We start from the raw sequence: 13,696 nt of genomic DNA, 5'->3' as shown, positions 1-13,696 counted from the left end.
TATGGGAGATTGTATATTTTGTAAAATTATAAGAGGAGAAATACCTTGCAGTAAAGTATATGAGGACGAGAGAATACTAGCTTTTAATGATATTAATCCTGAGGCACCGGTACACGTGCTAATAATTCCCAAAGCTCATATAGATAGTGCTAATTATATTGATGAAGAAAACAGTGAAATTCTAGCGCATATATTTTTAGCTGCTAAAAATATAGCTACACAGTTAGGAGTGGCAGAGTCAGGTTATAGAATAGTAAACAATTGCGGAGAACAGGGTGGTCAAACTGTAAAACATATTCATTTCCATTTGCTTGGAGGTAGAAACCTGAAATGGCCTCCAGGTTAAAAGCCTTGAAGTTTACATGCAAGTTTGTTTGGGAATTAAATTTTATCTCAAATGAAATTCTTGACATTTGAGAAAGTTATATTGTATAATAATCCGTGTGTTGTTTAACCCACAAGCTGCATTTATTCTTAAATTTACATTGTGCTAGCGGAGGGAGGGATATTAGATGTCAGAAATTAGAGTTGGAGAAAATGAAACACTTGAGAGTGCATTAAGAAGATTCAAGAGAAAATGCGCTAGAGCTGGTGTTCTTTCAGAAGTTAGAAAAAGAGAACACTATGAAAAGCCAAGTGTAAAAAGAAAGAAAAAGTCAGAAGCTGCTAGAAAGAGAAAATTTAAATAATATTTCTTTTGAAAGAAGGTACAGTAATGCCAATTAAAGAAAGACTTCAAGAGGACTGGAAGCAAGCTTTGAAAGCCAAAGAAAAATTAAAGGCTGAGACTATAAGCATGGCCAAGTCTGCAATACTTTTAGTTGAAAAAACTGATGGTGTTAAGCTTGAGGATGAACAGATAATAGAAGTGTTAGCAAGAGAAGTAAAGCAAAGAAGAGAAGCTTTGCTTGAATTTGAAAGAGGAAACAGACAAGATCTTATAGATAAGACCAATGCTGAAATTGAGATTTTGTTAGGTTACCTTCCTCAGCAGTTAAGTGAAGAAGAAATTTTACAAATTATTAAAGAAGCAGCATTAGAAGTGGGAGCAAGCAACATAAAGGAAATGGGAAAAATAATGGCATTAGTTAGACCTAGGACCTTAGGTAGAGCAGATGGCAAACTTGTAAGTTCGTTAGTTAAAGATTTCTTAAGTAAATAATCATAAATAAAGAACTCGCTTAGGTGAGTTCTTTTTATTTTTTGTCATTAACCCATATTTTTTTTCATAAAGTATTATATATTTACTATGAAAATATATTAAGAGGTGGTTTAATGAATAATAAAATATATAACACTAAAGAGGTCATAGCTGATAGATTAGACCTGCCTAGAGATATTCTATTAGATATTCCCAAGATAGTTATTACTGGTAATAATGAAATTAACATCGAAAACCATAAAGGAATTATTTTGTTTGAAGATAATCTAGTAAAGATAAACTCTAAGATAGGTTCTATCTCTATATTGGGCAAGGGTTTTGAAATACTTTTTATAGGTGGAAGTACATTAACAATTAGTGGGGTTTTTAAATCGGTGATTTATGAAGGAAATGAATAATAAATTTAGTAAGTATAAAAAAGCAATTATAAAATTACAAATACAGTCCCTAATGCCCGAAAGGTTTATTAATTTGCTATGGAACAGAGGGGTATATGTTCAAAACATATATAGAATAGATATTACCACAGTAAACTTAGAGATAAATTTATCAGATTTTAAAACTGTTGAAGAAGTTGCAAAGATCACAGATTCAAAAATTAAAATTTTACAGAGGAGAGGATTATCTTTTCTTCTGATTAGATTTCGTAAAAAAATAACCTTGATAGGTGGAATCATTATTTTTGCATGTGTTATATATTATTTATCAACTTTTATTTGGAGAATTGAAATAAAAGCTGATAGACATTTATCACCCTATGAAATTAGAGCTCAATTAAGCCTTTTAGGTATAAGCCCAGGTATAAATAAAAGTAAATTAAATGTTTATGCCTTAGAGGAAAAAATAATTAAAAGCAATGACAATGTAATGTGGGTGAGAGCTAGAATTGAGGGATCTAAGCTTAAAGTTAGTATTGCAGAGAGAGTAATCCCCCCAAACTTAGTAACGGATGATAGTATTTGTGATATGGTAGCTAAAATGGATGGTCAAATAGTGAGGGTATATACTATATCAGGTACGCCAGTAGTAAAGGCTGGAGATGTGGTTAAAAAGGGACAAACCTTGATTAAAGGTGAGCAGGGAAAAGAAGGTAACACTTATAAAGTTCACTCAGAGGGGGATGTAATAGCCAAAACCTTTTATGAATTTATTGAAGAGATGCCTCTAAGAGGGGTTAAAAAGGTTAGAACTGGTAAAAGTGCAGAAGCTTTATATATTGAAATACTAGGAGCAAAAATTTATCTAAAAAAACCTAATGTTAATTTTTCTAAATATGATAAAATAGAAGAGAGTGGAAATATAATAAAAAAAGTTATATACTATGAAATAAAAGAAGAAAAATTTCAGGAAAATGAAGAAGTACTAATAAACACTACCTTAAACTCCTTAATTCAAAAGATGGAGCAAGATTTAGAGAAGAAGGCCACCATTATGGATAAAGTAGTTAATAAAGAGTATTCTGGAGATAACATAAAATTAAAGGTAGTATTTATAGTAACTCAAAATATAGCATTAAAGCAGAAAGTAGAATAAAAACAAGAGGTGAAGAGATTTGAGATCTACAAAAGCCTACGGAATTAGAATATATAATTATAAAAAATTTTTTATATTATTAATTACATTTATATTAATCTATTCTATTCTAATTACTTCATTGATTACTAAGAAGTATAATTTATCAGTAGGGGAGATAGCTAGGGTAAATATAAAGGCAAATAAAGAAGTTATAGATAATGTAGCTACTCAAGCAAGGACTAAGCAGGTTTCTGAAGAAGTACCTATTCAATATAATCAAAAACCAGAGGTTAAAAAACAAGCATCAGATAATGTGAAAGGTTTATTTTCAAAGATTGTAACCCTTAAGGATGCTACAGAAGAAGAGAAGGATAAATTACAAAACTTAAAGAATGACTCTCCTATTGCTCTAAGCGATGAAGAATTTTTATTTTTATTAAAGCTTACAAAAGAAGAGTTAAAAAACCTAAATAATTTTACTACAGATTTGCTGGGGCAAATATATGAAGGTATAATTGAAGAGGATAAGCCAGAGGATATAAAAAAAGCACAAGAGACAGCGGGAACTAAATTTAATTCTGCTAAGTTTTCTAAAGCTATAAGAGATATAGGTATTTCTATAACTAATTCTCAAATAAAGCCAAATTTCTTTTATGATAAGGAGAAGACAGAAGAATTAAAGAAGCAGGCTGTAAAAAATGTAGCGCCTGTAGTAATAAAGAAAAATCAAATTGTGGTTAAAGAAGGGGAGCCTGTTACAGAAAATCAACTTGAGATATTAAAAGATTTAGGGCTTTTAAATAATACTGGTTTTGATTGGTATATATACTTAACTATAGGCATTTTGGTTGCATTGATTCTTTTTTTACAGTGGATATATTTATATAAGTTCTATAAGGGTGTATTTAATGATAGCAGTAAGTTATTATTAATAAGCATAATTAATGTGATATCACTTTTGCTTGCTAGAACCTTAACTATAATATCACCGTTTTTAATTCCTTTAGCTTTTGCACCAATGCTTTTAACATTATTAATAAGTTATAAGATATCTGTAACCATGAGTATTATTAATTGTCTTTTAATTAGCAGTATAGTAGGCTTTAATATTGAAGTAACTCTGCTGGCAGTAGTGAATTCTGTGTTAGGAGCTACGCTGCTTAGAAAGATGCAGCAAAGAAATGATATATTATATTCTTCACTATATATGTCAGTGATAAATATGGTATTGACCTTCTGTGTAGGAGTTTTATTAAGTAACAACATAATAGATATTTTAAAGAGAACAGGGTTCACGGGTATAGCAACACTTATTTCTGCGGTGTTAACCATTGGCTTTCTTCCACTATTTGAAAGCACTTTTGATATAGTTACTACAGTGAAGCTTCTAGAGCTTTCTAATCCAAATAATCCGCTACTAAAGAGATTATTAATAGAGGCTCCAGGTACTTACCATCACAGTGTTTTAGTAGCAAACTTAGCAGAAGTGGCAGCAGAACAGGTTGGGGGAAACCCAGTACTGGCAAGGATTGCGGCCTATTATCATGATATAGGAAAAATCAAGAGACCTTATTTTTTCAAGGAGAATCAAATAGGAAAAGAAAACCCTCATGATAAAATTACGCCTAATTTAAGTACATTAATTATAACTTCTCATGTTAAAGATGGACTAGAACTAGCTAGGGAACATAATATTCCAAAGGTAATTCAAGATGTTATTGAACAACATCATGGTAATACCTTAGTAAAATATTTTTATTATACTATGAAAAATAATAGTGATAACCCTGAGGCGGTGAAAGAAGAGGACTTTAGATATCCTGGTCCTATACCGGAATCTAAAGAAGCAGGTATAATAATGCTAGCAGACAGCGTAGAAGCTTCAGTAAGGTCTATAAGTGATCCTACAAAAGGAAAAATTGAAGAGATGGTAAACAATATAATTAAAGATAAGTTGAATGATGGGCAATTAGATCATTGCGATTTAACTTTAAAAGATATAGACACCATTAGAAAATCCTTTTTAAAATCTTTAAGCGGAATATATCATCAAAGAATTGAATATCCAGCAGAAAATAACAAAAGGTAAGGGTGGTAGGTTTGATTTATATAGAAAATATGCAGAGCAAAGTTGAGGCCCCAGAGGAACTAAAAAAGCAAATAGAGGCTGTAATAGATTTTGCATTAAAAGAGGAAGAGGTTAATCAAAGCTATGAGATAAGTGTATTGTTAGTGGATAATGAAGAAATAAAAAGAATAAATAAAGAGCATAGAAATATTGATAAAGAGACGGATGTACTTTCTTTTCCCATGCTAGATTATCCAAAGAGGAATGTTTTTAGAGAAGTTTACAAGGACTTTAGCTTTGGCAAAACCTTTTTAGATGGGGAGAATTTAGTTTTAGGGGATATAGTTTTATCCATGGAAAAAGCCAGAGAGCAAAGTGAGGAATATGGGCATTCTTTCTTTAGAGAAGTCTTCTATCTTATAATTCATTCTGTGTTACATCTTCTAGGTTACGACCATATGACTGAGGAGGAGAAGACTCTAATGAGGCTTAGGGAAGAACAGATATTGGAAAAATTAAATATTATAAGATAATTCAGTTTAGGCATCTTCAAAAAATAACTAGTCAGTATATTAGCTTATTTTCCTAAGACGTCTTAAAATATATTAATTATCAGCATACAAAAGTTTGTGAAAATAAGTCTTTTGTATACTGATTATTTTTTTAAATAGAAAACTAATAACTTAAGGAGGTGCTTCTATGAAGATGAGGAAACTAATCGATAGTTTTAATTATGCCATAGAGGGAATAATATATTCTGTAAGAACCCAAAGAAATATGAAGATACATATGATTGCAACTTTAATAGTGCTAGCAGCTTGCTTTTTCTATGATTTAAGTAAAATTGAATTGCTTATAATAACTATTACTATCACCATGGTTATAGTAGCAGAGCTTATAAATACAGCTATAGAAAGTGCTATTGACGCTACTACAAATTATTATCATCCTTTAGCTAAAATAGCTAAAAATACTGCTGCAGGAGCTGTACTTGTCACTGCTATAAATGCTTTAATAGTAGCCTATATCATCTTTTGGGATAAGCTAACCTCTGCCACCTTTTCCACTATATCAAAAATTAAAAAATCGGATCCTTATATGATATTTATAGTACTTATTATGGTTATAATTGCTACTATAATTGTAAAAGCTATATATGGAGAAGGAACTCCTTTAAAAGGAGGAATGCCTAGTGGTCATAGTGCTATAGCTTTTTCCATAGCTACTACTATTGCGTTAATAACAGAAGAACCTATTTCCATGGTATTAAGCTATTTACTTGCCTTTATAGTGGCACAAAGCAGGGTTGATTCTGAAGTTCATTCAATTTTAGAGGTGATCTTTGGAGGAATATTTGGTACCCTTTTAACTATTTTTATATTTAAAATATTTAGCTGATTTGAATAAGTATTGAAATGCTTATAAATAGTGCTATAATTGTTATACAAGATTTAGGTGTCTTCAAGTTATTTTAGAGAACCTATGCTTGGAATTTTTAGACTTTGGAGGTATATTCCTATGAGTTATGATAAATTAATAGAATGTGCTATTACTGCCAGAGAAAAAGCTTACGTTCCCTATTCTAATTTTAAAGTAGGTGCTGCTGTTTTAACTAAAGAAGGAAAGATTTTTTCAGGATGCAATATTGAAAATGCATCTTTTGGAGCAACAAATTGTGCAGAAAGAACTGCTATATTTAAAGCCGTGTCAGAAGGGCATAATACTATTACTGCTGTAGCAGTGATAGGTGATCCGAGTACACATACTTATCCTTGCGGTATTTGCAGGCAAGTTATTGTAGAATTTGCAGAAGATGAGAATATTGATATAATCTTAATTAAAAACAAAGAAGATTATATAGTTAAGAAATTACATGATATTTTACCTGGCTCTTTCACGAAAAGAGATTTGGGGAAATAAGGAGGATTCATGCATAAATCAGGATTTGTTACAATTATAGGCAGACCTAATGTAGGAAAATCTACGCTTACTAATCATATTATGGGAGAAAAGCTTTCTATAGTATCTAATAAGCCACAGACTACAAGAAATAATATACAAACAATTTTAAATGGAGAAGACTATCAGATAGTTTTCGTGGATACTCCAGGTATGCATAAACCAAGGCATAAGCTGGGAGAATATATGGTAAAGGTAGCTAAGGATTCTATAAGAGATGTAGACTTGATATTATTCCTTACTACTCCAGAGGGAGAGGTAGGAAAAGGAGATGCCTTTATTTTAGAGCAACTTAGAGAGTATGATGTTCCAGTGTTCTTGGTGTTAAATAAAATCGATGAAGTAACAGAAGAGAGAATAGCTAATACTCTTATAAATTATTCAAAACACTTTAATTTTAAGGAGATAATTCCCATATCAGCTTTGAAGGGAAAAAATACTGAAAGACTTATTGATCTTATGATAAATCACATGCCAGAAGGGCCTAAATATTATCCAGAGGATATGATTACAGATGTTCAAGAGAAGTTTATAGTTTCTGAAATAATTCGTGAGAAGGCTTTAAGGACTCTAAGTGAAGAAGTTCCTCATGGAATAGCTGTAGATATAATATTGATGAAAAAAAATGATAACGGCGTTTATAATATAGAAGTAGATATGCTATGTGAAAAAGATTCACATAAAGGCATAATTATCGGCAAAGAAGGAAAAACTTTAAAGAGGATAAATGATTATGCTAAAGCTGACATAGAAAAATTCCTTCAATCCAAAGTCAATTTAAAAATATGGGTAAAGGTTAGGAAAGAATGGAGAGATAATCCATTATTTTTAAAAGAATTAGGATATAAAATAAAAAAGTAAAAGTTTATTAGAGGAATAATATTTAGGGGATGGTCTTCTGTCAACTTTCAAAACTAATGCTGTAGTATTAAAAACTCAAGATTTTAAAGAAAATGATAAACTAGTTTGGCTATATACTGAAAAACTAGGAAAAATAACTACTATTGCTAAAGGTGCTAAGAAAAGTAAGAGTAAGTATCTTTCTATAACTCTTCCTTTATGCTTTGGAGAATATATAGTTTTCAAAGGAAGAAACTTATTTACTTTAAGTGAAGGAAAGATAATAAATTCTCTTCAAGGATTGTTAAATGATTTAGAGAAACTGACTTATTCTACTTATCTTTGTGAATTAATAGATATATGCATACAAGAAGAAGAAAGTAATAGAGAGCTTTTTAAGGATTTTGTTTCTTGTTTATACTTAATGAATACAGATGCAGTAGATTATGAACTTCTTGTAAGAGCCTTTGAATTAAAAGTATTAAGAGCTACTGGTTACGGTTTAGATCTAGATAGCTGCTCTATATGTAAAAAAAGAATAAATACCTCTAACTTTATAAGTTTTAATTATTATGGTGGTATTTGCGATGAATGTGAAAAAAATAGGGGCATTTATATAGATAAAGGTACTTATAACGCCTTGAAGTTTTTAAATTCATTACCTATAGAAAAAGTCTATAGGCTAAATCTTAACCATAGTGTAAAAAGTGAAATGAATAAAATTAATTCATTTATAATAGCTTCTAATTACTCAAGAAAACCTAAAAGTTTGGAAATGCTTGAAATATTTAAAGGAGGAAAAAAAGATGATTGATATTACTCTAGAAAAGGTAGATATCATAAAAGAAAGAACCGGTGTATCTTACGCTAAGGCTAAAGAAGCTTTAGAGGCCTGCGGAGGAGATGTAGTAGATGCTTTGATCTACATTGAGCAGACCTGTGAATGCAGCAAAAAAGGAATTTATACTACTGCAGAGGATTTAATGGGTTGGCTAAAAGAAGTAGTTAAAAAGGGCAATGTAACAAGAATAAGAATAAAGAAAGATGAGAGAGTAATAGTAGATATTCCAGTTAATGCAGGTATTGCTGCTGGAGTGGTTGCTATAGTTTGGCCACCATTAATAGCTTTAGGAATATTAACTGCAGTAGTGACAAGATTAACTATAGAAATAACTAAGAATGACGGTACTGTGGAAGTGGTAAACAAAATTATTAAGAATTCAGTAGAGGTTGCAAAAGACAAATTTGTTGATATCACTAGTGAGATGAAAGAGAAGATAAATGATGTGACCTCGGATGTTAAAAGTAAAATAAAACAAAATGAGATTATAAATAGTGATGAACCTGTTTATAAATATACTGTAAAATTTGACAATATAGACGATGCTTCAGAAGAAAATAAGGAATCTTAAGGAAAGCTGTAATAATAACAAGGAATATTTTATAAAAACAAGCTAATTTTGAATAAATATAGTGTACTAATTTTAAAAATTCGTGTATAATATATTTAGTATTTGGAATGTAAAGTATTCCTTGTACATTTATGCATATATTATGAAAGAGGGTGAGCACGATAAAACTATCACCAAGGCAAGAAGAAATCATACGCTTGGTTAAAGAAGGTCAGCCGATTACTAGTGAAGCATTGGCATCTAAGCTTGGAGTGACTAGGGCAGCCTTAAGACCAGATTTAGCCATTTTGACTATGACAGGAATTTTAGAAGCTAGACCAAAGGTTGGATACATATATTCAAAAAAACCCTCTCACAGTATAGTATATGATTACATTATAGACATTAAAGTAAAGGACATTATGTCAAAGCCCGTAGTAGTAAGTGAAGAGACTACTGTATATGATGCTATTGTGCATCTTTTTTTGAACGATGTAGGAACTCTTTTTGTAGAAAACAAGTCAGTATTAACTGGGGCAGTTTCAAGAAAAGATTTTCTTAAGATTGCAATAGGAGGCACTGATATTCATAAAGTGCCGGTGGGCATAATAATGACTAGAATGCCTAACATTGTTTTTGTTGAAAAGGACGATAGCGCCTATTTAGTAGCTCAAAGAATAATAGACCATGAAGTAGATAGTTTACCTGTAGTTGAAAGAAGTTTTGAAGACAACAAAGAAATATTGAAAATTATAGGGAAAGTATCTAAGACAAACATAACTAAACTATTTGTTGATCTAGGAGAAAACAAATAGGACAAAGTCGCTCTAACCGGGACTTAATTTGTCCCGTTAGCATATACACAAAATACAATCGGAGGAGTGTTAACATGGAGAAGAATAAATATGTATACCTTTTTAGCGAAGGCGATGCATCAATGAAAAACCTTCTTGGTGGAAAAGGCGCTAACCTTGCTGAAATGACAAGTTTAGGTATTCCAGTACCACAAGGTTTTACTGTAACAACAGAAGCTTGCAACAAGTATTATGATGATGGAAAGGTTATAGCTCAAGAAGTTATTGACCAAATATATGGAAAAATGGCTGAATTAGAAACTATTTCAGGCAAAAAATTTGGAAGCACTGAAAGTCCATTATTAGTATCAGTAAGATCAGGTGCTAGAGCTTCTATGCCTGGAATGATGGATACTATATTAAACCTTGGTTTAAATGATGAAACAGTAGAAGCTATGGCTAAGTTAACTGGAAATCCAAGATTTGCTTATGATTCTTATAGAAGATTTATTCAAATGTTTGCTGACGTTGTAATGGACGTTGAAAAGAGAACTTTTGAAGAGATTATGGATAAGATGAAAGAAGAAAAAGGCGTTAAGTTGGATACAGACTTAGATGCTGATGATCTAAAAAAATTAGTTGCTTTATTTAAAGAGCACTATAAAAAGGAAAAGGGAGAAGAATTCCCATCAGATCCAAAGATGCAATTAATCGAATCAGTAACAGCTGTATTTAGATCTTGGGATAATCCAAGAGCTATAGTTTACAGAAGATTAAATGATATACCAAGTAGCTGGGGTACAGCTGTAAATGTTCAAGAAATGGTATTTGGAAATAAAGGAGAAACTTCAGGAACAGGAGTTGCTTTCTCAAGAAATCCTTCTACTGGAGAAAAGAAAATATTTGCTGAATATCTAATGAACGCTCAAGGAGAGGACGTTGTTGCTGGAATAAGAACTCCAGAACCAATAGAAAAACTAGAGCAAGATATGCCGGAAATATACAATCAATTTGTTAATATAGTAAACACATTAGAAAATCATTATAGAGACATGCAAGACATGGAATTTACTATTGAAGAAGGAAAGTTATATTTCTTACAAACAAGAAATGGTAAGAGAACAGCTCAAGCTGCATTAAAAATAGCTGTTAACCTTGTAGAAGAAGAAATGCTTTCAAAAGAAGAAGCAATTTTAAAAGTTGATCCAAAGCAATTAGATTCTTTATTACACCCAGCTTTTGATTCAGCTAAATTAAAAAGTGCTACTCCAATAGCAAAAGGTCTTCCAGCATCTCCAGGAGCCGCATGCGGAAAAATCTGCTTTACTGCTGAAGAAGCTAAAGAAAGACATGAAAAGGGAGAAAAAGTTGTTCTTGTAAGATTAGAAACATCTCCAGAAGATATAGAAGGTATGATAGCTGCTGAAGGAATATTAACAGTTAGAGGCGGAATGACATCTCATGCTGCGGTTGTTGCTAGAGGAATGGGAACTTGCTGCGTAGCTGGTTGTGGAGAATTAAAAGTAAATGAAGAAAAGAAGACAATGGAAGTAGGCGGAAAAGTTTATGGTTCTGAAGACTACATTTCTATCGATGGAACTACTGGTAACATATACGGAGAAGCTATAGGTACAGTAGAACCAGAGATTACTGGATATTTCGGAACATTTATGGCTTGGGCCGATGAAATAAGAGTATTAAAAGTAAGAACAAATGCTGACACACCAAGAGATGCTGCTCAAGCAGTTAAATTTGGTGCTGAAGGTATTGGATTATGCAGAACTGAGCATATGTTCTTTGCTGAAGACAGAATTGCTGCAGTAAGAGAAATGATTCTTGCTAAAAATGAAGAGCAAAGAAGAAAAGCATTAGATAAATTATTACCAATGCAAAGAGAAGACTTTGCTGGTATTTACGAGGCTATGGAAGGTAGACCAGTTACTATAAGATTCTTGGATCCACCACTACATGAGTTCTTACCAACAGAAGTTGAAGATATGGAAGCATTAGCTAAAGAAATGGGATTAACTTTTGAAGAAATAAAAACTACTGTTGAATCTCTACACGAGTTTAACCCAATGATGGGTCATAGAGGATGCCGTCTTGCAGTTTCTTACCCAGAAATAGCAGAAATGCAAACAAGAGCTGTTATCGAAGCTGCTATAGAAGTTAAGCAAAATAAAGGCTTAGATATAGTTCCAGAAATAATGATTCCACTTGTTGGAGAAATAAAAGAGTTAAAATTTGTTAAAGATGTAGTTGTAAAAACTGCAAAAGAAGTAATGGCTGAAAAAGGTGTAGAATTACAATATCAAGTTGGAACAATGATAGAAATTCCAAGAGCAGCTTTAACTGCTGATGAAATAGCTAAAGAAGCTGAATTCTTCTCCTTTGGAACTAACGACTTAACACAAATGACTTTTGGATTCTCAAGAGACGATGCTGCTAAGTTCTTAGCTGACTACTATGAGAAGAAGATTTATGAATTTGATCCATTTGCTAAACTAGACCAAACAGGCGTTGGACAATTAGTAAAAATGGCTGCTGAAAAGGGTAAAGTAACTAGACCAAATATTAAATTAGGTATATGTGGAGAGCATGGTGGAGATCCATCCTCAGTTGAGTTCTGCCATAATGTAGGATTAAACTATGTATCTTGCTCACCATTTAGAGTACCTGTAGCAAGACTTGCAGCTGCTCAAGCTCAAGTAAATAATAAAAGATAATAGCGCTAAATAAAATGAAAGTCACCTTTATGGTGACTTTTATTTTAAATATGCTACCTGGTTAAGCAAGTGACATATTAACTTATAACTGAGCCTTAAACTTATTTTGAATATAGTCTTTAAATGCATTAATAAATTCTTTCTGATAGTCATTTTTTGAAACCGCTTTATCCAAAAGTTTGCAAAAGGAATTCTTATTGCATTTCTTTATGTTGTTATAATAGTCTCTTGAAAGCTTCCAATATTTTTGAGGAAAAGCTAAATAAACTAATATATATTTGTATTCATCTAAAGAAAGTGGATGTATACTATGATATGAATTTAGGGAATTTATAGCGATTTCTAAATCCCATTTTGTATTATCTCTCTTTAACAATCTTCTTAAAAAATAAGAAATATCATGAACGCAGTAATCCATTTTGCATTTATCAAAGTCAATAACCCATAGTTTATTATCTTTTTCAAATATAATATTTTTATTTACATAATCTCCGTGGCAAAGCGACACTTTTAAATTATTCATATTTATGCTAGAAGAAACTTGGAGAGATAGTTTTGCTAAGTATATATTAGTATCAAAATTTTGTAGAAAGGTTTTAGAAAATTTATCTTTGTATATGAAGGCCATATTTGAAGAGGTAAGCAATTGCTCAAAATGCTTTTGCGTTGATGTATGAATATTTTCTAAACCATATCTTTTGGAGCTACCTTCAATAGGAATAAATCTTTTAGTGGAAATATGCATATGGGCTAAGTTAGTAGCAGAATCTATAATATTATTAATATTATCATAATTACATTTTTCTCCATCAATCCAAGGAGTGAGAATAAATAGCATATTATTTATCTCCACAAACCTGCTGCCGCTGACTGTGGGTAGCAATCTTGGTACATTAATATTATTTCTGTATAACCATTCTATGGCAGAATATACAAAGAGCAACTCTTTAGCATTAAAATATACTTTCTTTAAACAAAATGTTCCTTTAGAAGATTCAATCTTATAAACAGCTCTTTGCTTTTCTGTATCTTTAAATTTTATTTGTGTAACACTAGAGTTTTGCAAATTGTAATAGGGTAATATTAATTTTTTTATATTATCTTCTAAAAATAAATCATAATTATCATATTTTTGAGCCACGGAAGGCATAATAACACTCCTTATTAAAGACTTTATTATAGAATATTAAAAATCTTAGATTAATATACATATTTATTGCAAATAATTTAAAAATAAAATG

Annotated in this window: 15 protein-coding genes; 14 read left to right on the top strand and 1 reads right to left on the bottom strand. The window is 31.3% G+C overall.

Going from position 1 to position 13,696, the window contains the following annotated elements; genetic code table 11:
* The first annotated feature begins 1 nt into the window (after window position 1).
* The 14 genes from BN2665_RS15780 (at window position 2) to ppdK (ending at window position 12,455) form a co-directional block, all read left to right on the top strand.
* On the top strand, window positions 2–346 hold the full coding sequence (locus BN2665_RS15780) for a histidine triad nucleotide-binding protein (protein ID WP_055668053.1): 345 nt from the start codon (window positions 2–4) through the stop codon (window positions 344–346).
* Window positions 347–512: 166 nt separating this feature from the next.
* Window positions 513–689 (top strand): 30S ribosomal protein S21, encoded by a 177-nt coding sequence (gene rpsU, locus BN2665_RS15775; protein ID WP_021801013.1) that lies wholly within the window; start codon window positions 513–515, stop codon window positions 687–689.
* Window positions 690–715: 26 nt separating this feature from the next.
* On the top strand, window positions 716–1,162 hold the full coding sequence (locus BN2665_RS15770) for a GatB/YqeY domain-containing protein (protein WP_055668052.1): 447 nt from the start codon (window positions 716–718) through the stop codon (window positions 1,160–1,162).
* Between the two features lie 113 nt (window positions 1,163–1,275).
* Complete coding sequence (gene yqfC, locus BN2665_RS15765; protein ID WP_055668051.1) at window positions 1,276–1,560, top strand: sporulation protein YqfC; 285 nt, start codon at window positions 1,276–1,278, stop codon at window positions 1,558–1,560.
* Window positions 1,553–2,695, top strand: a complete 1,143-nt coding sequence (gene yqfD / locus BN2665_RS15760) for a sporulation protein YqfD (protein WP_195892704.1) — start codon at window positions 1,553–1,555, stop codon at window positions 2,693–2,695. Before yqfC ends, yqfD begins: the two co-directional genes overlap by 8 nt.
* A gap of 19 nt (window positions 2,696–2,714) precedes the next feature.
* Window positions 2,715–4,766 carry an HD family phosphohydrolase gene (locus tag BN2665_RS15755; RefSeq protein ID WP_423229860.1) on the top strand — a complete coding sequence of 684 codons (2,052 nt, stop codon included), beginning with the start codon at window positions 2,715–2,717 and terminating at the stop codon, window positions 4,764–4,766.
* Between the two features lie 11 nt (window positions 4,767–4,777).
* The gene (ybeY, locus tag BN2665_RS15750) at window positions 4,778–5,278 is read left to right on the top strand and encodes an rRNA maturation RNase YbeY (protein WP_055668049.1); all 501 of its coding nucleotides are present in this window, start codon (window positions 4,778–4,780) and stop codon (window positions 5,276–5,278) included.
* 166 nt (window positions 5,279–5,444) lie between these two features.
* Window positions 5,445–6,143 carry a diacylglycerol kinase gene (locus tag BN2665_RS15745; RefSeq protein ID WP_055668048.1) on the top strand — a complete coding sequence of 233 codons (699 nt, stop codon included), beginning with the start codon at window positions 5,445–5,447 and terminating at the stop codon, window positions 6,141–6,143.
* 120 nt (window positions 6,144–6,263) lie between these two features.
* Window positions 6,264–6,665, top strand: coding sequence for a cytidine deaminase (locus BN2665_RS15740; protein WP_055668047.1), 402 nt, complete (start codon window positions 6,264–6,266; stop codon window positions 6,663–6,665).
* 9 nt (window positions 6,666–6,674) lie between these two features.
* Window positions 6,675–7,565 (top strand): GTPase Era, encoded by an 891-nt coding sequence (era, locus tag BN2665_RS15735; RefSeq protein ID WP_055668046.1) that lies wholly within the window; start codon window positions 6,675–6,677, stop codon window positions 7,563–7,565.
* Window positions 7,566–7,602: 37 nt separating this feature from the next.
* Complete coding sequence (gene recO, locus BN2665_RS15730) at window positions 7,603–8,358, top strand: DNA repair protein RecO (protein ID WP_055668045.1); 756 nt, start codon at window positions 7,603–7,605, stop codon at window positions 8,356–8,358.
* Complete coding sequence (locus BN2665_RS15725) at window positions 8,351–8,956, top strand: DUF4342 domain-containing protein (RefSeq protein WP_055668044.1); 606 nt, start codon at window positions 8,351–8,353, stop codon at window positions 8,954–8,956. Before recO ends, BN2665_RS15725 begins: the two co-directional genes overlap by 8 nt.
* Window positions 8,957–9,108: 152 nt before the next feature.
* Window positions 9,109–9,750, top strand: coding sequence for a transcriptional regulator CcpN (gene ccpN / locus BN2665_RS15720; protein WP_055668043.1), 642 nt, complete (start codon window positions 9,109–9,111; stop codon window positions 9,748–9,750).
* A gap of 74 nt (window positions 9,751–9,824) precedes the next feature.
* The gene (gene ppdK, locus BN2665_RS15715) at window positions 9,825–12,455 is read left to right on the top strand and encodes a pyruvate, phosphate dikinase (protein WP_055668042.1); all 2,631 of its coding nucleotides are present in this window, start codon (window positions 9,825–9,827) and stop codon (window positions 12,453–12,455) included.
* Window positions 12,456–12,537: 82 nt separating this feature from the next.
* Here ppdK and BN2665_RS15710 read toward each other — a convergent pair whose 3' ends face one another.
* A complete protein-coding gene (locus BN2665_RS15710) occupies window positions 12,538–13,605 on the bottom strand; it encodes a CotS family spore coat protein (protein WP_055668041.1) in 1,068 nt (355 codons plus the stop codon).
* Window positions 13,606–13,696 lie beyond the last annotated feature (91 nt).

It is taken from the genome of Desnuesiella massiliensis (assembly GCF_001403615.1).
Classification (GTDB): Bacteria; Bacillota; Clostridia; order Clostridiales; family Clostridiaceae; genus Desnuesiella; species Desnuesiella massiliensis.
Note: the sequence above shows the minus strand (reverse complement) of the source record. Positions and strands in the feature narration are given on the sequence as shown.